The sequence below is a fragment of the Amphritea opalescens genome, assembly GCF_003957515.1.
Classification (GTDB): domain Bacteria; phylum Pseudomonadota; class Gammaproteobacteria; order Pseudomonadales; family Balneatricaceae; genus Amphritea; species Amphritea opalescens.
In genome coordinates this window covers 49465-70339 of sequence record NZ_RQXW01000015.1, presented here as the reverse complement: position 1 = coordinate 70339, position 20875 = coordinate 49465, and the positions used below count along the sequence as shown (strand labels likewise).

Annotated in this window: 18 protein-coding genes; 7 read left to right on the top strand and 11 right to left on the bottom strand. The window is 49.3% G+C overall.

The features are described from left to right. Positions 1-61: 61 nt before the first annotated feature. Both EH243_RS14835 and hisA read right to left on the bottom strand, forming a co-directional pair. Positions 62-673, bottom strand: a complete 612-nt coding sequence (locus tag EH243_RS14835) for a GDSL-type esterase/lipase family protein (protein ID WP_126159446.1) — start codon at positions 671-673, stop codon at positions 62-64. Continuing rightward, the gene (hisA, locus tag EH243_RS14830) at positions 654-1409 is read right to left on the bottom strand and encodes a phosphoribosylformimino-5-aminoimidazole carboxamide ribotide isomerase (protein ID WP_126159445.1); all 756 of its coding nucleotides are present in this window, start codon (positions 1407-1409) and stop codon (positions 654-656) included. The genes EH243_RS14835 and hisA overlap by 20 nt, the downstream gene beginning before the upstream one ends. A gap of 250 nt (positions 1410-1659) precedes the next feature. Here hisA and EH243_RS14825 point away from each other — a divergent pair, with 250 nt between their 5' ends. Then, on the top strand, positions 1660-2937 hold the full coding sequence (locus EH243_RS14825; RefSeq protein WP_241235098.1) for a peptidoglycan DD-metalloendopeptidase family protein: 1278 nt from the start codon (positions 1660-1662) through the stop codon (positions 2935-2937). Positions 2938-3015: 78 nt separating this feature from the next. On the opposite strand, the gene EH243_RS14820 is transcribed toward EH243_RS14825, so the two are convergent. After that, a complete protein-coding gene (locus tag EH243_RS14820; protein ID WP_126159444.1) occupies positions 3016-3516 on the bottom strand; it encodes a GNAT family N-acetyltransferase in 501 nt (166 codons plus the stop codon). A gap of 102 nt (positions 3517-3618) precedes the next feature. Then, positions 3619-4242 (bottom strand): trimeric intracellular cation channel family protein, encoded by a 624-nt coding sequence (locus EH243_RS14815; RefSeq protein ID WP_126159443.1) that lies wholly within the window; start codon positions 4240-4242, stop codon positions 3619-3621. Positions 4243-4537: 295 nt separating this feature from the next. Between EH243_RS14815 and sbcD the strand changes: the two genes are divergently transcribed. The 3 genes from sbcD (at position 4538) to EH243_RS14800 (ending at position 11778) form a co-directional block, all read left to right on the top strand. Continuing rightward, positions 4538-5845: an exonuclease subunit SbcD gene (sbcD, locus tag EH243_RS14810; protein WP_126159442.1), complete on the top strand. Its 1308-nt coding sequence runs from the start codon at positions 4538-4540 to the stop codon at positions 5843-5845. After that, a complete protein-coding gene (locus tag EH243_RS14805) occupies positions 5842-9531 on the top strand; it encodes an AAA family ATPase (RefSeq protein WP_126159441.1) in 3690 nt (1229 codons plus the stop codon). The genes sbcD and EH243_RS14805 overlap by 4 nt, the downstream gene beginning before the upstream one ends. A gap of 219 nt (positions 9532-9750) precedes the next feature. Further along, entirely contained in the window at positions 9751-11778 is a 2028-nt protein-coding gene (locus EH243_RS14800) for a TonB-dependent copper receptor (RefSeq protein WP_126159440.1), read from the top strand. A gap of 113 nt (positions 11779-11891) precedes the next feature. Here the strand turns inward: EH243_RS14800 and EH243_RS14795 are convergent, their stop codons facing one another. From EH243_RS14795 to EH243_RS14765, 7 genes are all read right to left on the bottom strand, one after another. Next, the gene (locus EH243_RS14795; RefSeq protein ID WP_126159439.1) at positions 11892-12977 is read right to left on the bottom strand and encodes a lipid A deacylase LpxR family protein; all 1086 of its coding nucleotides are present in this window, start codon (positions 12975-12977) and stop codon (positions 11892-11894) included. Further along, complete coding sequence (locus EH243_RS14790; protein ID WP_164549132.1) at positions 12977-13498, bottom strand: disulfide bond formation protein B; 522 nt, start codon at positions 13496-13498, stop codon at positions 12977-12979. The genes EH243_RS14795 and EH243_RS14790 overlap by 1 nt, the downstream gene beginning before the upstream one ends. A 26-nt stretch (positions 13499-13524) precedes the next feature. After that, complete coding sequence (locus tag EH243_RS14785) at positions 13525-13857, bottom strand: YdbL family probable chaperone protein (protein ID WP_126159437.1); 333 nt, start codon at positions 13855-13857, stop codon at positions 13525-13527. An 11-nt stretch (positions 13858-13868) separates the two neighbouring features. After that, the gene (locus EH243_RS14780; protein WP_164549131.1) at positions 13869-14069 is read right to left on the bottom strand and encodes a YnbE family lipoprotein; all 201 of its coding nucleotides are present in this window, start codon (positions 14067-14069) and stop codon (positions 13869-13871) included. A gap of 72 nt (positions 14070-14141) precedes the next feature. Further along, a complete protein-coding gene (locus tag EH243_RS14775; protein ID WP_126159436.1) occupies positions 14142-16508 on the bottom strand; it encodes an intermembrane phospholipid transport YdbH family protein in 2367 nt (788 codons plus the stop codon). A 35-nt stretch (positions 16509-16543) separates the two neighbouring features. Continuing rightward, a complete protein-coding gene (locus tag EH243_RS14770) occupies positions 16544-16990 on the bottom strand; it encodes a hypothetical protein (protein WP_241235097.1) in 447 nt (148 codons plus the stop codon). 21 nt (positions 16991-17011) lie between these two features. Beyond that, positions 17012-17653 carry an O-methyltransferase gene (locus tag EH243_RS14765; protein ID WP_126159435.1) on the bottom strand — a complete coding sequence of 214 codons (642 nt, stop codon included), beginning with the start codon at positions 17651-17653 and terminating at the stop codon, positions 17012-17014. Between the two features lie 244 nt (positions 17654-17897). Here EH243_RS14765 and EH243_RS14760 point away from each other — a divergent pair, with 244 nt between their 5' ends. From EH243_RS14760 to EH243_RS14750, 3 genes are read left to right on the top strand one after another with little or no spacing between them, the layout of a single operon-like run. Next, a complete protein-coding gene (locus EH243_RS14760) occupies positions 17898-18248 on the top strand; it encodes a hypothetical protein (RefSeq protein WP_126159434.1) in 351 nt (116 codons plus the stop codon). A gap of 29 nt (positions 18249-18277) precedes the next feature. After that, positions 18278-19801: a DNA recombination protein RmuC gene (locus EH243_RS14755; protein WP_126159433.1), complete on the top strand. Its 1524-nt coding sequence runs from the start codon at positions 18278-18280 to the stop codon at positions 19799-19801. Beyond that, positions 19801-20454 carry a gamma-glutamylcyclotransferase gene (locus EH243_RS14750; protein ID WP_126159467.1) on the top strand — a complete coding sequence of 218 codons (654 nt, stop codon included), beginning with the start codon at positions 19801-19803 and terminating at the stop codon, positions 20452-20454. Before EH243_RS14755 ends, EH243_RS14750 begins: the two co-directional genes overlap by 1 nt. The last annotated feature ends 421 nt before the right edge of the window (positions 20455-20875 follow it).

Below are 20875 nucleotides of genomic sequence, written 5' to 3'. Positions count from 1 at the left end.
CTCTGTTGTTAATGGTAAGGCGTCAAGCTAAGACCGGCTAAACTAGAAAAAATTCCATTAATTATAATGCGTTATGTTCTTTTAATAGAGCGTTGATACGGGCAGCGAGTGCTTGATAGCCCTGATTATTAAAATGCACCGCGTCGGATTTGTATGATGGGCTGCGCAGAAGCTCAGCAATGATCTCTGGCTCCCAGACTAAGGCGTATTCTTCGGCTAATTCGCGGTACAGTGGTGCGCTATTGGAGAATAGCTTTTTTTCCGGCACGGCCACGAGAACAACGTCGATATGCTGTTGTTGTGCTTGGGTGATCATCTGCGCCAAATTGTGCTTAAGGATAGTTTTATCTTGGTTGCGCAGGATATCGTTACCCCCTTCCAGCAGAATTAACAGGTTGGGTTGGTATTGTTGGAGTAATGCCGGCAAACGTTGTAACCCGTCGCGCGAGACTTCACCGGAGATTCCCGCATTGATAACGGTTCGTCCTGTGAGTTGCTGCAGCTGGCTAGGGTAGTCACCATCATTCGAACTTCCCACGCCTTGCGTTAAACTATCGCCAAAGGCGAGAATAACGCCTTCGGGAGGGATATATTTTAGCGCTGTTTGCTCACTACATCCGCCGATAATCAGCAGTAGTATGAAGCAAGCGGCTTTAACGGTTATTCCACTCAATGCATTGCTCCAGCGTGATGCCTGTGCCGCCAAAAATATCCAGTGCACTGCCGATGGTCAGATCAACCCGTCCTGCGGATAACCGATCGACCAGCTTTAAATCCTCTAGCGAACGGGCACCACCCGCATAGGTCACCGGAATAGGGCAGGCTTGGCCTAGCAGCGTGACTAACGCTTCATCTATACCGCCTTGTAAACCTTCGACATCCGCCGCGTGGATCAGAAACTCGGCACAGTGCTGGCTCAGTTCAGCCAGTGTTTCTGCGTTGACCGGCGTTTCGGTGACCGTTTGCCAGCGGTCGGTGGCGATATGCCAGCCGTCGTCGGTACGGCGACAGCTGAGATCTAAAATAAGATGCTCTGCACCGGTTTGCGCTTTGATCTTATTGAGTTTATCCCAGCTAAACTGCCCCCCATCAAAGAGATAGGAGGTGACGATTACATGGGATGCCCCGGCCTCAATAAACGCGGCTGCATTGTCGTTATTAACGCCACCACCAAACTGCAAACCCTCAGGCCAGGCGGCTAGGGCTTTGAGCGCCTGTTCTTGGTTGCCAGGCCCCAACGCGATGACATGGCCACCGGTTAGGTTATGTTTGCGATACAGTGTTGCGTAGTATTCAGCATCATATTGACTAACAAAGTTGGTCTTAGCGCCTTGATCATTCAGGCTACCACCAACAATCTGTTTTACCTGACCTTGGTGCAGGTCGATACAGGGGCGAAACTGGGTCAAAGCACTATCTCCGAAACTCTGGATATCGAGGCGCCATTGTAGCAGAAAGCGTTCATACCACTAATCAGGCGGAGGTAATTTTGCCATATTTCAGGCATAATTCAGGGAACAATTCTCTACCTTGATGGTCTGAGCATCAGCGTAGAGAGACGATTACCGTATAAGTAGCATTGAGTTAGAGTAGCAGCGTTTGAAAATTGGTCATATTATTGCGCGACTTAAGTCGCTTGTTAGCTCAGCTACAAATTTGTTGAGTCACCTTCCAACCCCGCATCGTATTGTATTGGGGAGTGTTTTTATTATTCTGTTGGTGTCTGTGATGCTATCGGAAAATAGTTCTGCTGTGCCTGTTCCTCCAGGTCAGTTCAGAAGTACTTTACCTCTAGAGCTGGATGACCCCGTCGTTACCGTTGATGAGCAGGCCGAGACCCATGAGCCGAGTTCAGATGAGAACCCCTCCATCAGTTATGTGGTGCAAAAAGGGGATATGCTGAGTACTATTTTTGATCTTTTACATATATCCCAATCCACTCTTTATAAATTAATGGAAGCCGATGTTAACTTATTGGCCTTGGATACTATTCAGCCGGGCCATCAGTTAGGGTTTAACTTCGATGAAAACGGCTTGAAACAGTTTATCTTCCGTTCTGGGCTGACCTATAAGGTGGTTTTTGATCGCGGAGAGAAGGGCGATTTCGAGTTTAAGGAGTATATCGAGAAGGGCGGTTATCGTCGGGAGATTATTAGCGGCACGGTCGAGGGTGATCTGCCACGGTCGATGAAACGGGCTGGCGCGCGGATTGCCGAGGCCTATCAGGTAACCCATTTGCTCAAAGAGCGGATGAACTTCAGAAGCCATCTACGTGCTGGGGATAAGTTTCAGTTGGCGGTGTCCCGTCAATATGTCAACGGTGAATACACCGGCAGCAGTATTATTGAAGGCTTCGTCTATGATGGTGCGATACGCAAACAATCGGCGTTTTTGTTTGATGATAACTATTTTGATGCCGAAGGTGAGAGTCTAGAAAAAGCCTTTCAGCGGATTCCACTGGCAAAACGCTATCGTATTTCGTCAAGTTTTAACCCTAAACGCAGGCACCCTATCACCAAGATGATCCGGCCCCATAACGGCACCGACTTTGCGGTGGGTATCGGTACGCCGGTATTGGCCGCCGGTGACGGTGTGGTCTCTCGGGTTATCAAGCATCGTTACGCTGGCCTGTATATCGAGATTCAGCATAACCGTAAATATAAAACCCGTTATCTACACCTGAGCAAAGCCTATGTGCGTAAAGGGCAGAAGGTTTCCCGTGGGCAAAAGATCGCTGCATCGGGTAATTCTGGTCGCTCGACCGGCGCCCATCTACATTATGAGTTGCATGTGAATGGTCGTCCGGTGAATGCGATGACGGCACCGATTCCGGTGGTACAGACGATTCCTCGCAATAAGCGCGGCGCCTTTAAACAGCAGGTGGCATTGATTAAAAGTCAGATGGCTGAGCAGTTAGCTCAGGCGGAAAAACAATAGTTGCTAAGAGCAGACGTTTAGCTTTTACCCTTAGATCGGTGTTTTAGGACGATCTAAGGGGTGTATCACGCAGACCGCTTAAAACTGGGCTGCGTTATCCTGCAGTTGCTCCGGTGAGAAACGGTAGATCGTCATTTCATCGACGCTGTACGCGCCCATTTTTCGATAGAAATTAATGGCGGGTTCATTCCAGTCGAGACAGCCCCACTCCAGGCGTTGGCAGCCCCGCTCTAGCGCCAGTTTTGCCATATAAGCGATCATGATCTGCCCTAGCCCTTTTGATTGAACCTGTTGATCAATAAAGAAGCCGTCAATATATAAGCCGGATTGCCCGGTAAACGCAGAAGAGTTTTGATAGAAATAGATAAAGCCGACGGTTTCGCCATCCAGTTCACCAAAAATAGCTTCTCCCTTGTCATCACTTAACAACTGGCGAATGCTTGCTTCGGTGGCGGTGATCTTATCCAGCATTTTTTGATAGGCACCCAACTTCTTCATATAGTTGACCACTAAGCCTGCATCATCAGGGATACCGTGCCGGAGTTTAAAGTCGGGGTGTTGAGTTTGAATGAAATCCATATCGTTTTCCTAAATCGTTAATCTGTATTGATGCTATTACTGAGCGCGTTAGCTTGAAGGTGCTTTATATTCTTAACACGCCCTTTTGCTGTTTACTTGGCGCTATTGGCGATAGATATTGGGTAACTTGAGCTTAAAGATGATGGCCAAGGCTCTTAAAATAAAGGCCACTAGAAAGCCACCGATCAAATCGTAGTTGTCGGGAAGGTGGAGCTCATGGAGTATCAAATAGGTTACTGAGCCCGCCAGCATGGTGGTGATATAAAGCTCTTCATTCATCAATGTTAGGTTACTACCGCAGAGTAGGTCACGGGCGATACCGCCGAAGCTGGCTGTCATCACTCCCATACACACCGCGATTAGGGGGGAGGTGCCAAAGTTAAGTCCAATCTCTGTGCCGACCACCGCGAATAGGGCAATCCCTACGGCATCCATCCAGATTAGTGCACGGGTTCGTGACACCAACTTAGGAGCGATAAAGTAGGTGATGGCGGATGCGATTAGACAGACAATGATCCAAACCGGCTCTCGTATCCATAACACCGGTAACTTGCCAAGCAATAGGTCGCGCACGGTGCCGCCGCCGAGGCCTGTGACCGTACCGATCAGTAGAAAACCGAGAATGTCCATCTTTTGCCGTGCAGCATCAAGCGCACCGGAGATGGCAAATACCGCCACAGCGGACAGGCCCATGATGTTGATTGCTGCGGTAATATCAAATGCCATGGGCGTGTTTCCTAAAGTTGTTTGCCGGGCTGGGCAATAGATCTGAGCTAATAGTTCAGAGAAAAGCTCTCTTAAGCAGACCTATTAAATAGATCTCTGAAATAGGGCTGAGATAGCCCTGCGACGAGGCAGGGATAGCGGCGCCATTCTAAGATATAAGCTGGACCTCTGAAACAGAAATATCTAGCAATATTTGATTTTACACAAAGTTACTTCGGTTAACTAAAAATCGATCTAGCGAGAGAGGCTGTTGTGATAATCTATGGCTCTTTTTTGATGGTTATGGGCGATCGTAATGAAAATTCTTCATACTTCTGATTGGCATCTGGGTCAGAGTTTTTTTACTAAGAGTCGTAAAGCTGAGCATCAGTTGTTTCTCGACTGGTTATTGGCGCAGGTGTCTGCCCATAACATCGATGCGGTGATTGTGGCGGGTGATATTTTTGATACGGGTACGCCGCCCAGCTATGCCCGAGAGATGTATAACCGGTTTATCGTCGACATCAGCCGGCTGAATTGTACGCTGGTGGTGTTGGGTGGTAATCATGATTCGGTCTCTACCCTGAATGAATCGAAGCAGCTGGTGGCCTGTCTGAATACGCATGTGGTTGCTCAGGCTATTGCCAGTCACTCGTTAGATCTTGGGTCTAATACCTCCGCTAGCATGGCGTCGGATCAAGGTTGTCAGCAGATTATCGAGTTACGTAATCGTACTGGTGAGATCGGCGCGATTGTCTGTGCGATCCCCTTTATTCGCCCCCGTGATGTGGTTCAGAGTCGGGCAGGTGAGTCGGGTTTGGAAAAACGCCAGGCACTGGGTGAGGCGATTAAAGCGCACTATCATCAGCTCTATCAAGCCGCCTTGGCCGACCGACAGGCCAAGCAGTTAGAGGTGCCTATTATTGCGACCGGCCATCTGACCGCGCTGGGGGTGAGTCAGTCAGACTCGGTGCGTGATATCTATATTGGGACACTCGATGGCTTTGCCGCGGATGGATTCCCACCGGCAGACTATATCGCGCTGGGTCATATTCATCGGCCACAAATGGTCGCGAAATCTGAGCATATTCGTTACAGCGGCTCGCCTATTCCATTGAGCTTTGATGAGTTGAAAACAACCAAACAGGTGGTCATGGTGGAGTTTGAGGGTGCTGAGCGGGTTGCTATTACGCCGATTGATGTCCCTAGATTTCAGCCGATGGCGGTGATCAAGGGGAACCTGAGTTCGATCGAAACACAGTTGGCTGCTATCGCGTCGCATCGAGATGAACAGGGGGTTGATACGGATTCACCACCGGTATGGCTCTGTATCGAGGTTGAGATTGAAGATTATCTCACCGATCTAGCACAACGAATCCAAGGGCTAACCGAGGGGTTGCCGGTTGAGGTATTACAGTTGCGCCGCTCACGCCATACGGCTAAACAGGCCTTAACGCAGGTCGCGCGGGAAACCTTAGCCGAGCTTACCCCCCAGGATGTGTTCACTAAACGATTAGAGCTTGAGAGCTTCGAGGGAGAAGAGGAGCAGTTGCGGTTGGCTAGAATAAAAACGCAGTTTCGACAGATATTGGCGGAAGTACAGGATGGGGAGCCAAACGTATGAAGATTTTAAGTCTCCAGTTTAAAAACCTGAACTCGCTGAAGGGCGAGTGGAAGATCGATTTTACCCAATCCCCCTTTGTTGATAATGGCTTATTTGCCATTACCGGCCCCACCGGTGCGGGTAAAACGACCTTGCTCGATGCGATCTGTTTGGCGCTTTATCATCAGACCCCAAGGTTAGGTCAGGTTTCATCATCCACGAACGAGATTATGACCCGAGGCACCGCGGATTGTTCGGCCGAAGTTCAGTTTGAAGTAAAGGGTAAGGCGTACCGCGCTCATTGGAGTATGCGACGTTCTCGCGGTAAGGCCGAGGGGAATTTACAACAGGCGGATGTCGAGTTGGCGGAAGTGGTGTCTGGGACTGTATTAGCCACCCAGATTCGGCAAAAAAGTGATGAGATCGAGCGGATCACCGGTTTAGATTTTGCGCGTTTTACCAAATCAATGTTGCTGTCTCAAGGGGAGTTCGCCGCCTTCTTGAATGCTCGAGAAGCCGAACGTGCGGAATTGTTAGAGGAGTTAACCGGTACTGAAATCTACGGCCAAATTTCGGAACGGGTGCATCTGCACTTTAGCGAGGCGAAGCAGAGGCTAGCAGAGCTTAATTCACAAGCGAAAGGTGTGCAGTTACTCTCTGATGAAGAGAAACAACGACTGCAAGATGAGTTAACCGAGCTACAACAGCAACAGGCGATCAATAAAGGCAAGATTGCCGCCGTTGATGCCCACTTAAGCTGGTGGCAGCAATATAATCGCGGACAACAGACGGTCACCATTAACACTGAGCGGTTACAGAGGGCCAAACAGCAGCAGAGCCAAGCGCAGCCCGATCTATTGCGGCTACAGCAGAGTGAACCGGCGGAGCAGCTTAAAACTCCTTTTACGCTATGGCAGGAAGCCCTGTCGCAACATAGCGCCGCTGAAACACGCCATAACGAAAAGCAGGCCTTAGCACCACATGCTAAAAACCAACAGGAAGCCGCGGTTACAGCCCTTGAACAGCAGCGAGTGGCCTTGAACACAGCAAAAGAGCGTCACGCAGAGCAGGAACGCCTGATTAATGAACAGGTCGTGCCGCTGGATCAAAAGATTACGGCTGAACAGGACAAACTCAAGGATAAAGAGCAACAACTGGCAGCGCTTGCGGCGAAGCGTGATAGCAGTCAGCAGCAACTTAGATCACTCAGTGAGCAAATCGACAAGCAGACGGCGGCGCTGAAAGAGGTTGAAGACTATCGGCAGCAGCATCGGGCTGATGAATCGCTCAAACAGTATTTGGGGCAGTGGCAGCATCAAGCTCAACAGATTTTGACCGATGAGGGCCTATTAAAGACTCAGTGTGAAACAGAGGCAGCGTTACAGCAACAGCTAAGCCAGCAACAGGGTTCACAGGCGGCAGAAGAACAGCAATACCACAAGGCCCTGACAGAGGCCGGTAAACTAGAACAGAGTTGGCAGCAGGCCAATAATGACTATTCGAAAGCCTGTGAGCAGGGCGACTTAGATCGTTTAGAGCAGCAGCGGGAACAGCAGAATACCGATTACACGCGATGGCTAGCGTTACAGTCGGTCGGTCACCGCTGGCAAGAACTGGAGGCTGAACGACTCAAGAAGCAAGCCGAGGAACAGGATAAACGGACCGAGCAGGCAAAAGTAACAGAAACACGCGAGCAGCTACGGCAGGAATATGAAAAACAGCAGCAGCTCGTGAGGGTGCTGAGTCAACTGGTGAGTCAGGACGAGCAGCTCGCCCAGTTTCGTGCCAACCTTCAGGCGGGAGAGGCATGTCCTCTGTGTGGTGCCCATGAGCACCCTAAACTCGATCATTCTCATGGGGAAACGCCTCAATCGGACCCCTCTCAGACCATTCAAGATCGAGATTTAGCTGAACAGGCATTGGCGGCGATTAAAGAACAGGGGATAAACGCGGCCAACAAATTGGAATCGCTGCAGCGCCACCTGCAGGAATTAGTGCAGCGCTTAAGCGCGATCCGCAATGAACAGTCTCATCTAGAACAGCAGTGGCAATCGAACGATCTTAAACTTCCGTTCCCGATTGGTGATCAACAAGGTTTACAGCAGTATGAAGTCGCTGAAAAAGGCAAACGGCAACAGTGTCTAGCTGCAATTCAGCAACTTAAAACCTTGCATCAACACAGAGATGAGGCGAAACAGCGCTGGGATGCTGCCCAGCGTAATGTGGACCAGCTCAACAATAAACTCGCGTTGAACCAACAAGCGCTGAAGAATAACACTGAGCGCCTGCATACTGTTCAGCAGGAGAAAAGCAGGCTGACGGCAAGGGTTGGCGGGCTAAGAGATCAATTTGCCGCGCAGCTCACCGAACAGGGGTATGTCTTACCCGAGCCAGAACAGTTGCACGCTTGGCTGGAGGCGAAGCAGTCGGATGCTAAGCAGTGGGATATTTATAGCGGTCAACAGGAAGGACTGAACCGCGAGTTAGATCGTCTCAAAAACGAGCAGGCCCATTGCCAACAGCAACTGAATGAGTCGGTCGGGCAACTGACTCAGCTTCAGCAGGAACAGCAGGAGCTTAAGCAGTCATTGCTTGAACTCCAAACGCAGCGTCGGGCTCTTTTTGGGGATCAACTCGTTAGCGACGAACGTCAGAAAAGTGCGCAGCATCTGCAACGGACCGAGCATGATTACAGCAATGCTCAGGAGAAGAGCCAGACATTGACCCGAGATTATCAAGCACTGCTAGCTGAATTAAAAAGTCAGCAGCAAGGCTTGAGTGAGTTGCAAGAACGACTCGATAAGCGGCATGCTCTGTGGATAAATGCATTGGCGGAAAGTCCGTTTAATAGTGAAGCCGACTTTCAGCAAGCCTTGTTGCCTGAGCCGGAACGAAAGGCGCTGCTTGAGCAGAAAAAAGCACTGGATGATGAGCTGTTACAGGCCCAAACATTACTGGACGGCGCAGAGCAATCGGTGAAAGAGATTCTGGCAAATCCCCTTGCCGCGGAGTATCAGCAAGTCCCATTGGCATCTATCGAAGTGCAGCGTACGGACCTGAATAACAGGGCTGAGCAATTGGTTAAACGGGGGGGTGAGATTAATCAAGAACTGACCTCCGATGGGATGCGTCGTGAGGGTCAACAGGCGCTGTTTGCTGAGATTGAGGCGTACACCGAACAGTATGATGATATCCAATATCTGCATTCACTGATCGGGTCACAAAAAGGGGATAAGTTTCGTAAGTTCGCGCAGGGGCTGACCCTCGATAACCTGATCCATCTGGCCAATCAACAGTTGGAACGCCTACATGGTCGCTATCTGTTGAAGCGAAAACAAGACGCAGGGCTAGAACTCAGTGTGCTTGATACTTGGCAGGGGGATATCGAACGGGATACCAAAACCCTGTCCGGTGGTGAAAGCTTTTTGGTGAGCTTGGCATTGGCATTGGCGCTCTCCGATCTGGTGAGCCATAAAACCAGTATCGATTCGCTATTTCTTGATGAGGGCTTCGGGACACTGGATAGCGAAACGTTGGATATTGCCCTCGATGCTTTGGATAACCTGAATGCGTCAGGCAAGATGATCGGTGTGATCAGTCATATCGAAGCGATGAAAGAGCGGATTCCTGCGCAGCTGAGGGTGATTAAAAAGAGTGGTTTGGGGGTTAGTGAACTGGAGAGCCAGTATCGCGTGTTGAACTCATAAGATCAGGTCGCGGCGCTCAAGCGGGAAACATCACACAATCGCCTGTTTAGTCGCGACTGAACACCCTCCTGAGCCATCAGTGAGGCTCTACTAAGAAGTTCCCTTAAATTGGTGCGTCATTATGTCACGGCTTATGCGGCATCCTGTCACACCCCAGCAGCGGGCGGTCTCTTTACAATAGCCGCAGTTTTTAAAACCACTGCTGCTAAGGAACGCTGTATGACCAAAACAACGCTATCGCTGGCTATTGCTGCGACTATTTCGGCTCAGGCATTTGCTGCCCATGATGATAAAACACTGGTTATCGAAATAAAGTCAGGCTTGCCTCAGGTTGAAAATACCGTGCACAGTGAAACGGCGACGGTTCAGGCCTCACCGGTCACGGATGGCGGTGAGTTATTACAGAGCCTGAGTGGCGTATCTGGTATCCGTATGGGCGGGCGCTCTATCGATCCGGTGATTCGAGGACTGAGCCAAACACAACTGAATATCTTACTCGATGGCGCTTATATTCATGGCGGTTGCCCTAACCGGATGGACCCTCCGACCTCCTATACCTCAGTCGATAGTTATGACAGTGTCACCGTGATTAAAGGCAACCGTACCGTGGTTTACGGTGGCGGTGGCCCCGGCGGTACTGTTTTGTTTGAACGTCAGTGGCCGACCTTTGATGAGAAGGGCTACACCGGCAAGTTGAATGCAGGCTATCAGGGAAATGGTAACCGTTATGAGCTAGGGGCGGATGTCGCAGCGGGTTCTGATGATGGTTATATTCGCTTCATCGGTCATAAAAGCGAAGCGGATAACTATGATGACGGCGACGGTAATGAAGTGCGCTCATCCTTTGAAAGCCAGTCTAAATCGATCTTGTTGGGTTATCGCTTAACCGACCTGACCACCATCGAAGCTAGCTACGAAGAGCAGGAAGAGGATGATATGTTGTTTGCCGGTGCAGGGATGGATTCACCTTACGCCGATGCCGACACAGGCCGCTTAAAACTGACCCATGAGTTCGAGCAGGGTGCGCTGCAACAGGTGCAGCTAGAACTGTATAAATCCGATGTTAAGCATAATATGGATAACTATAGCCTTCGTCCTGCCAGCATGATGAAGATGCAGGCTCCTTCGACCTCCGATACCGAAGGTGGGCGGCTAATCTTTGATGCCCAAGCGGTCGATATTGCTTGGACCTTTGGTGTGGATGTACAGAACAATGATCGTGATGCTGAGCTTCAGAATAGCGCCGGTGTGGCGAGTCGTCTGCTTTGGCCCGGCGTTGAAATCGATCAAACAGGGCTGTTTGTTGAGGGTGAAAAGGCCGTCAGCACTGATAATGTTGTCCGTGCCGGGCTACGTTATGATCATGTTACGGCAGAAGCGACTCGGCGTAATGAAGTCGTGGGCGGCGTGACACCGGCGGCTATCTGGACGATGACGGGTGTATCTGCTGACGCGGGTGAACAGCGTAGTGAAGATAATGTCGGTGGTTTTGTTGGCTGGACCCATCGCCTAAATGATCAATACAGTGTTGAAACTACGTTCTCCCGTAGTGTTCGGACAGCCGATGCGACCGAGCGGTATATGGCGCGGTCGACGATGACAGGCGATTGGATCGGCAACCCGCTGTTAGAGCCGGAGAAGCATCATCAACTGGAGGTCAGTCTGCAGGGCGATCTTGATACGCTGAACTGGTCGGCGACCGGTTGGTATAACCGAGTAAACGATTACATTCTTCGTCAAACGGTAGCAGCAGGGTCGAAAAGCCGAGATATCTATCGCAATGTTGATGCCGAACTCTATGGTGCCGAGCTAGATATGAACTATCCGCTCAATGGCAACTGGCAGTTGGGTAGCGCACTGGTGTGGACAGTGGGAAATAATTTAGATGACGATACCAACCTATCCCGTATCGCACCGTTAGAGCTGAATACGTCGCTGGATTATCAGCAAGATCGTTTACAGATGGGCGTCGAGTGGCAATTGGTGGCCAGTCAGCATGATATCTGTCTGTCTGGGAGTGCGAACTGCGGCGGTCAGGATGTGCGGAAATCACCGGGTTATGGGGTGATTAATGTGCACGCTCAATATGAGTTTAACAATGGTTTGAGTCTGTTAGCCGGTGTGGATAACCTGATGGATAAAGCCTATACGGTACATGAAAGCCGAGATGACACCGTTAACCCCGATCCTTTCCAAGTTGCAGAGCCCGGCCGTAGTGCTTGGATTAGAGTCACTCAGTCGTTCTAACACACTGAGCATCCCCTTCTTTTTTGCCGGGTCGATTGATCCGGCTTTTTTATATAGGAGAGGGCAAACGCTGTTAGCTTAAATAAGCCTAAAAGCCGGTCTTGTGTCAGGGATTAAAAACTATAAGATGCGGAGAAAGAGCCGAAACTGTGGGTTCCGTCCTGAGTGTCAAACTCTTTACTGCGGAATACCCGTGCGTAAGATAATTTCCAGTCTTTTACCAGCATGCTCGCGCCGATACTTAAGTCACCGACGAGGTGTTTTTTATCCACTGAGTGACTACTGCTGAAGGTATTGCCGTCGAGAAAGATATCTTGGAGTACCCAGCGGCCGTCGAAGGCGATAAAACCGTGTAAACCGAAGTTCTGTGCGCTGCTGTAACCCGTCGAACTTTGGATGCGAGGGTCTTGGCTGCCGGGCGCACTATTATCACCACCGGGGCGTAGGGCTGAGGTGCCAAAATCATCGGGTAGAAACCAGCCGAGACGTATCTCTGCGCCTGCGTTTAGGTAGGTTGCCACATTGCCTAAGCTGGCGCCGCCATGCCAAATAACATCGTATTCGAGACCCGCTTGGAGCGATTCAGTGAGGGTGCGATATTTACGTTCATAAACCAGTTGCAGCCCGAGCTCATTATTGAGCTGGTTATCCCAGCCATCGAATTTATCGATGCCCCGTATTTCATGCACGAAGTCCTGAGCTTCTTGAGCCATGGATGCCGGCCCCACGATGCCAACATTGAGGATAGCGGAGTCCATCCGTTGTTTGTATCTCAGATGGTAACCCATGCCGAGATAAAGCCAGCCAGCATAAGGACGATCATCGGGGTCAACAGTGGTGCGCGTGTTATCTTTTGGGGTAAACATCTGCTGCCCTAGGGTGATAACAAGGTTACGCACGATCTCACTTTGTTTGGGGGGCTGGTCGTCAAATAGTCCGAGTGGTGAGGTGATAAAGCGGTTATAGCGTCTAGACCAGGTCGGCAAACTTTCATCATCCAGATAACTGGTTATATCCGGTGATGTCCAAGAAAAACGAATCCCGTTGGTATACTGCTGATCGGTTTCGGCGAACAGGTCATTTTCTAAATAGAAAGTGAAGGTCCCTGGGTTTTTCTTGTCGCCATGGGGCATCTCGATGGCAAGTAGAGGTGTCGGCAGCAGAAGCCCTGCGGAAAGCACGATGGCAGATTTTTTCATCAGAAGAATAGGTTTCTCTGTGGTTTTTTAATCACTATCTTCCATACGATAACCAGTAAAACGAGCATGAGAAGCAGTGACAGATGGGCGACGTTTAGTTGATAAATTTGCCAGTCGGGATAGGGGCAGGTCGCGGCATTGTTGACGGTAGTTAAGAAGGAGTTAAAACTCCCCTGTTCCAGAAGTGTTGAGGTGCTGAGTTCACAGCTTGAGGGTAGATTGTCAGGATCTACAAATAGGCTGCGCAGGGTGGTAATAACGCCACCGGTAATTAATAACAGGTGGATGACGGCTATAAATCGTTGAAAATACATGCTGCGATTAATGAGAAAACTCACAAAAAACAACCCAGACATCAGTAGCAAAATGATACGGGTGACTGAGCACAGCGCGCAGTCGCTCTGTGCGATGAGTGGATCGATATAGGCTTGTGCGACCGCAAGGCTGGCCACACAGATAAAAAAGCCTAATGCATTATTTGAACGATATGAGGGCTTACCTGATACGCCAAAGGTGCTCACATGAATGTCCTGATCTTATTAGGTGTTTACTTTTTGGACCACTGTCCGTTAGGTGTTTGGATGTATTGTCCAGCAGGGGCGCGTTGAATCAACCGCTCACCGACACGCAACTCAATAATATTGATATCAACGCCGGCCTTTCGGGCTTTGCGGGCATAAGCTTCACGGCGTTTGTTATTGATATTTTTGACCAAGGCATTAACGTCAGATGAGCTTTTTACCACACCAAGATAACCGTTTAGCTGTTCACCGACCATACCCTGTTGTTTGGCATCGTCTAGGCTGATCGCCCAAGCAGGAGTGAAAACCAAGCTTAACAGAAGGGTGGCGAAGGTCAGGATAGTTTTTATCTGTTTCATGTTGCTACACCTCAGAATAGTTCGCTGTTTTCTTCAAACAGGCTATCAATCTCTTTATCAACTTTAATGAGTATCTCATGTTTGATCTTAACATTAAGGTTGATGGTGATCGGTTCATTGGGAACAGCAACCTGCACCGTGGGCGTACAAGCCACTAATGTGGCCATCAGGCTGCTGAAGACCAGCGATTGTAGTATTTTTGGCATAGCCATATGCTGTTCTCCGTCAATAGTAAAGCATGTTGTGATGCCGTTGTTGTCGCTGCATTAGGTGATTGTAACTCGTCAACGGTACCGTTTCTCTAAGGATTTCGTTAATTTATCGGTAAATTGAAGTGCTTGTAATAATTTGGGGATATTCTCCTCAATATTTATCGTGAAATCTACCGGCTGAGCGCTATTCCAGCTGGGGTTTCGACCCTTAAGATGGGTTTTTAGCAGGGCTTCACCGTCGGGATAGTAATCAAGCTCAATACCTAAGCTGTCATAGTGCATATTAGTCAGCGCATCAAATGCGACCCCTAATGCTTGATTGGTTTCTGTCAGCGCCAACACTTCCGGTTGTGGTGCATAGCGAATCCAACCGCCTTCTGAGGTACTGATGATCTGCCCCCCCGTAATACTAAACTCGCCATTTGAAACTCGAATAGGCATCTGGCCATTCAGTGTGCCGCTGCCTGTTAATCCTTCCTGTTGCTCTAGCGCAATGAGTTGGCCTAGATCGATCCCTGTGACGGCCACGGCGGTTGTGAAATGGGGGTTATCCAGTGATAACGTCAGAGGCAGGGTTGTCACCGTGCCGCCCAATAGATCAACCGTATTACTGCTCAACTGTACGAGAGATTTTCCGGCAATGCTACGTTCAAAGCGGTAGCGCCCCGAGAAGTTCTCCAGCGGCACACCAACATCAATAAAGGCGACGTTTAGTTCGCCGTTATCATCTAACTTACCGCGGTGGTTCTTAATGGTTTCTGAATGCCAGTTGATATCGTACAGATGGGTTTGATCATAACTGAGGTTCGCCTGCTCGGTCTTATTTAATAACCGCAGTGCGATACCGGTCTGGTTCATATCCAGCCAGCCTTGCTGTTTTAAGGTGCCAGCGGTGAACACTAGCTCTGGAGGCAGCGCTTGGGTATAGCGGCGAATCAGTTTTTCAATCCCTGTGAGGGGAAGGGCTGTTTGCCAATGCCCTGTAGTCACGCCTGTTGCCGTCACCGTGGTGGTTGAGCCATTGATCTGGGTGTCTGCGGCGAGCAGAGGGTCTTGTAACTGGATATCAAAACGGTTGGTGATCTTGGCGGGCGAGATCGAAGCAAGGCTGGTTAATGATAGCTGCGGTAATACTTGCTCGCCATAATGGCCGGTTAAGCTATTGGCTATGAGGTTAGCCTGAAAGCTGACCTCGTTGAGATTAATCTGCGACAACGCGAGTTTAAGCGGCTTAGTTTGAAGGGTTATCTTGGGTTGTCCGGCGATCTTCAGTGTCACCGGTGCTAGCTCTATCTGTAGCTGGGTATCGGGTAATTGAATATCGGCAAGCGATTGGCTGAGTTGCTCGATACTCGTTGTCACCGTTAGGGGGTTGAGTAGATTGACGCCCATGGTTGCCGTGCTGATCTGGTTTGGTTCTGGCTTAAGCTCAAGTTGTTGCCCGTTGACCGTAAAACTGTTGATCCTGAGCGTCAGATCGTCATGGTTAAGTGTCAGATTGGCATCCTGTTGCATCGCCAGTTCTTTTAAGTGCAGTGACGGGAAATACAATCGGCTTAGGTCGGCCAGTTGAGTTATGGTGAGTTGGCTCTTCAGATGGTATTGATGCAGCGCGGAGCTTAAATCGTTTAGTGGGATTTGACTGCTGCCTTCAAGCATAACGGTGCCGGAGATCACCGTTGGGATTTCTGGCCATGCAAGGAAGGTTTGTATTAATGGCAGTTGCAGAAGTGTGTGCCATTGTTCTGGATATAAGCTGGTTTGGCTGACGATCTCTAACTGTTGTTGCTGATAGGACAGCGATGCGGCTGTTTTTAGGGCGATGGCTTCCCCTGCGTAAATCGAAAGCGCTGCTTTATCTGTTTGATCCAGCATAAGAGTGAGGCGCATCTCGGGGGCATTATCGAGTTGGTCCACCGATAGGGTCAGTTGTTCGTTATTGGCGCTGGCGCTACCTGAAAAAGCGAAACGGGCCGGTTGGTTGCCTTCGACGGTGATTACCGCGCTGTAGTGCGATAAGTTAATGTGTTCCGCGGGTATTTGACTGAGGATATAGGAGGGCAGCGGAGGGAAGTCGAGCTGTAGTGCTGTGCTGTCTTGATCTGTATCGGTGATCTGTGAATGAAGGGTCAGATCCAGTTTTACGGCGTCCATATCCAGCGTGTTGATACGGCCGGTATTGAATAGTTGCCAGGGGCTAAAACTGAGGCTAATGGCCTCTGCGGTGAGTCGAAAGGATTGTTCGGGAGTATTTTTTTCGAGCTTAAGCTGATGTAACTCGATGCGGTTGAAGCCGGGGCGTTGTAGTTCAAATTGTGCATCGATCTGTTGCGCTTCGAGTGCTTGGCGGACGCTGTATTCGGCAATCGTCGGCAGTGCGAGATAGAGGCCGGTGATAAGAAGGACGAGGAGAACGGTGGCAATCAGTAGCTTACGCATTCGGTTCTCCTTTGTTGGGTTGGTGAGTGTCTGGGTTAAATCTCATCCAGTTCCATTTCATAGAGCCGGTCGACCGCATCCCGCAGATGAAAAATGATATCGGTATATTGATCGCTGTCGGCGGCAATATCAATATCACTGAGCCGGTCAGCGGTCTCTTCCAATGATGAGCCATCCACTCGAATACCCTGATCCCTCAGCAACCAGTGTATCAGGCCGTAGATTTCGGCAGGGGTTTCAATGGCATCGAGATCATCCAGCAAGTAACGTCGAGTCTGTTGCAACGCTGGGTAGAGAGGATTGTCATTATCCGTTGCGACATACAGTTTGAGTAACCGGTCGGCACTGTCTATCAGATAATCCGTGACGGCTAGGCTGGTCTTAGCCGAAGCCGAAGCAGCATTCGCGCTATCTGAATCTTGAGATTGGCAAGGTTCAACACTAAAACTGTCGCCGTTAGCGCGGATAATAAAGCTCATCATGGTCGGTTCCGTCCGTCGGTGTCAGCGGATTTTACGGACGACATTAAGGCCGTCTCGCACAGTGAGAAAAACGTTTTCCACATTGGGATCTTCAGCGATAACACGGTTGGTTTCGACCAATACATCATCGATGTCAGATTCGGGTTGCACGACTTTACCTGACCAGAGCACGTTATCTAAGACGATCAATCCACCGGGGCGGGTCATCTCTTTGACGCGATTGTAATAGTTGAGGTAGTTGCGTTTGTCGGCATCGATAAAGGTGAAGTCCAACTCGAGGTCGAGTTTTTCGAGGGTTTCCAATGCTCGACCAAAGATCACTTCAATTTTATGGCCATGTTCGCTGCGGTCATAAAAGGTTTGTGCAAATTCGATCGCCCTAGGGTTGGTTTCACAGCAGATGAGGTGACCGTCGTCGGGCATTCCTTCCGCGATAGAGAGTGCAGAATAGCCGGTAAACATGCCGATCTCTAAAGCGACTTTAGGCTGGTGGATAGCGCTAAGGAGCTTCAACGTACGACCGACTAAACGGCCAGAAAGCTTCTGTGGCCAGCCCATATTCTCGTTGGTTTTGTCGATGAGCTCCCGAAGTAGGGGCGGCTCTTCACCGGTATGGATAAAGGCGTAGTCTTCAATGGCTTCATCAACCAGGTACTGGGTCATTCTATGTCTCTCAATATGGCGGGTCTGGCCCGCACCGCTGTGGCGTGAGTGCCTATCGATGCGAGGTGAAATAGGCTGTGGATAATATCACTTTCAGGGGGCTTTGGGATAATTGCATTGCGCCAGCGCTGCTGGCAGATGAATCCGTGGTTTTTTAGTCGTTAGCGGTGGTTTGACCATAGGTTGATGCGGGGAAATCACTTACAATGGGGGCTCATAACGATCTGTAATAGTGGAGTAGCTCTTGGAATCCCTGATTTTATTTCTTTGCACCGGCTTTGTGTCTATGTCTGCAGCCTTGAGTGCTGGCCAACTGAATAAACTACCAGAGGCCGATAAGTCGGCGTTTTTACAGAGCCGAAACGGTGCGGTATTGGTGATTATGGCGGGTAACGTGGGGGCTTTGACACTGATTGGCGCGCTGGCTTATGGCTTCCGCTTGTTAGAGTGGTGGATACCGTTGAGCAGTATTTTTATCTCTTTCCCGGCGATATCGGTGGGGGTTACCCAGCGTTTATTCGGCGATAAGATTAACCTCTTTATTATGTTCCCGTTGACCTTGGTATCGGCCGGCTTGCTGTATTATTTTTGGTAAATCGACTGACGCGCTGATAAGGAATATCTATGGCTGCCACGACTCTGCCAACATTACTCAATCATCCAATATTAATCGCTATGATCGGCGCTGTGCTGGGCCTGCTGTTTGGTGTGTTGTTGATGCAGTTGGCAAAAGTAAAGCTCAGTGATCGTTACCAGCGACAACAACTGGCCGATGCAACGGAACTGCAGCAGCGTCAGGAACAGCTTGAACGCTTGCAGGCCGAGTTGGCGATGGTCAAGGGTAATAATCAGGATTTAGATCAAAATTTACAACAGCATCGCGCCCGGATACGTGAGTTAGAACTCGATCAGGTTCGGTTGCAACAGGTGGAAGCCCAGAAGCATTCACAAGATGATGAGCTGGCCGAACAGCATGAGCAGGTCGATCATATGCAGCGGCTGCTCAGTCAGCGCCAAGCCCGTATTGCCGAGCTAGAAAGTCGGCTCGAAAGTGAACGGGAGTCGCAGTCTGAAAAGCTACAGTTGTTAACTGAAGCGCGGGATCAATTGAAAAGCGAATTTCAGAATCTGGCGAACAAAATCTTTGAAGAAAAATCGGCGAAATTTTCGGCGGCCAATAAAGATTCTCTCGGCTCGTTGCTGACACCACTGCGGGACCAATTGGGTGAGTTCAAGCGGCGGGTGGATGATGTCTATGATAAGGAAGCCAAAGACAGGCGTTCACTCTATGAGCAGATCTCCCAGCTAAAAGAGCTGAATCAGCAGATGAGTGCCGATGCGGTTAATCTGACTAACGCCCTCAAAGGTGAAAGTAAGACACAGGGCAATTGGGGCGAGGTTATTCTTGAGCGGGTGCTAGAACAATCAGGCTTACGCAAGGGCTATGAATACGAAACGCAGGTCTCGTTGAATGAAGAGGGCCAGCGCTATATGCCGGATGTGATTATCCGTCTACCGGATAATAAAGATGTGATTGTCGATGCGAAGGTGTCTCTTACCGCGTATGAACAATACTGCTCCAGCGATGAATCGCGTATTCAAGATCAGGCTTTAGCCAGCCATCTACAATCTATCCGCAATCATGTGAGAGGGCTCAGTGATAAAGCCTATCAGAGCTTAGAAGGTGTCCGCTCACTGGATTTTGTGTTGATGTTTATCCCCGTAGAAGGCGCTTTTTTACTGGCGCTGCAGCAAGATAAAGAACTGTTCAGTTTTGCGTATGAGCGCAACATTATCTTGGTTAGCCCCTCAACATTGCTGGTGACGCTGCGGACGATTAATAATATCTGGCGCTATGAGCGTCAGAATCGTTTTGCTCAGGAGATCGCCCACCGAGGCGGTGAGCTACATGATAAATTTGTCGGTTTTGTCGAGTCCCTCGATGATGTAGGGCGACACCTGGGTCGTACGCAGGCGGCCTATGAAACGGCCCATAAGCGTCTCAGTACGGGGCGCGGAAACTTAGTTAGCCAAGCGGCTTCACTGCATAAGCTCGGTGTGAAGAGTAAGAAAGAGCTGGATAAAAAACTCACCGATAATGCAGTCGATTCAGACCCGGATGCGGAACAGTTGGAGATTCTTGATTGATGATCTCCGTTGTCGGTTATGGCTCACTTCTCTCTGAACGTTCTGCCCTGCAAACCGTGCCGACACTACAGAATTTCCGATTAGTGCGAGTACCCGGCTATCGCCGTATTTTTAATAAGGTAGGCATTGTTTTTCTGAGTCGGTATGGGGCCGATCCTGAAAGTCTAGAATTAGCCTCCTGCTCCACCGAAGCTGCCACGGATAGCATTATCTGTAGTCAGTTTGAATGTCCGGTGGATGACTTTGCCGAACTCTATGAACGAGAGCATCGATTTCGTTGGGTTGAGGTCGATACGCTGCCGTTAGGCGGGACAGGAGACCAGACATTGTTAACCAAAGGGCGGATGTGTACGGGCTATAACGACAGCGATTACCGCCTGAACAAATGCATTACCCCTGAGGACTATGAACTTAGGGTCGGACGTTTTTATGCTGGGCGTCTTTGGCGTGATGATATACGCCCCTTTCCACGCTACTTAGCCTTCTGTTTACAAGCGGCTGAATCTCAAGGCGCTAAGGTATTGGATAACTTCCTCGATAGCAGTTATCTAGCCGATGGCGTTACCTCGATTAGAGCATACCTTCAGCAAGCGCCGGAGCTGCAAGATTGGCGGCTGGTGGATACAGGTTATCAGTACCCCAAAAACCGTTAAATTCTAGGTTTATCGAAGCACTTATCTTCTTTAGTTATGTTTCTGCTATATATCAATATGACGTTCTGATTTTTATTGAAAAATCAAAAATAGATTTTGAAATTTCTTAAAATCATCAATATTAAATATTGAAAATTCACAAAAACATCAAAATTAAATAATGAATCATATGTTTATGATCAAAACTTAATATTGATATTTGTATATTTTTTGTACAAAAAAGAGGCGATCTATGATAAAAATAGAGAGGTTGTCTAATAAATGCTATATTTGCTGAAATAGCCGTTGTAGCAAGGTATTTTCAACTAAAGATGGCGAAAAATGGCCGATATAGATAAATAGACCATTTTTTCAGCAGTTATTTTGTTGTTGTGAAGTTACCGGCAAGAAAATATTTATTTTTAGTCATTATTGGGTTTAT

What these genes read in the sequence shown, in the direction of transcription:
- EH243_RS14820 (WP_126159444.1), bottom strand. Translation starts at nt 3,516, where the DNA reads ATGGATTTCATTCAAACTCAACACCCCGACTTTAAACTCCGGCACGGT.
- EH243_RS14815 (WP_126159443.1), bottom strand. Translation starts at nt 4,242, where the DNA reads ATGGCATTTGATATTACCGCAGCAATCAACATCATGGGCCTGTCCGCT.
- sbcD (WP_126159442.1), top strand. Translation starts at nt 4,538, where the DNA reads ATGAAAATTCTTCATACTTCTGATTGGCATCTGGGTCAGAGTTTTTTT.
- EH243_RS14805 (WP_126159441.1), top strand. Translation starts at nt 5,842, where the DNA reads ATGAAGATTTTAAGTCTCCAGTTTAAAAACCTGAACTCGCTGAAGGGC.
- EH243_RS14800 (WP_126159440.1), top strand. Translation starts at nt 9,751, where the DNA reads ATGACCAAAACAACGCTATCGCTGGCTATTGCTGCGACTATTTCGGCT.
- EH243_RS14795 (WP_126159439.1), bottom strand. Translation starts at nt 12,977, where the DNA reads ATGAAAAAATCTGCCATCGTGCTTTCCGCAGGGCTTCTGCTGCCGACA.
- EH243_RS14785 (WP_126159437.1), bottom strand. Translation starts at nt 13,857, where the DNA reads ATGAAACAGATAAAAACTATCCTGACCTTCGCCACCCTTCTGTTAAGC.
- EH243_RS14780 (WP_164549131.1), bottom strand. Translation starts at nt 14,069, where the DNA reads ATGGCTATGCCAAAAATACTACAATCGCTGGTCTTCAGCAGCCTGATG.
- EH243_RS14775 (WP_126159436.1), bottom strand. Translation starts at nt 16,508, where the DNA reads ATGCGTAAGCTACTGATTGCCACCGTTCTCCTCGTCCTTCTTATCACC.
- EH243_RS14770 (WP_241235097.1), bottom strand. Translation starts at nt 16,990, where the DNA reads ATGATGAGCTTTATTATCCGCGCTAACGGCGACAGTTTTAGTGTTGAA.
- EH243_RS14765 (WP_126159435.1), bottom strand. Translation starts at nt 17,653, where the DNA reads ATGACCCAGTACCTGGTTGATGAAGCCATTGAAGACTACGCCTTTATC.
- EH243_RS14755 (WP_126159433.1), top strand. Translation starts at nt 18,278, where the DNA reads ATGGCTGCCACGACTCTGCCAACATTACTCAATCATCCAATATTAATC.
- EH243_RS14750 (WP_126159467.1), top strand. Translation starts at nt 19,801, where the DNA reads ATGATCTCCGTTGTCGGTTATGGCTCACTTCTCTCTGAACGTTCTGCC.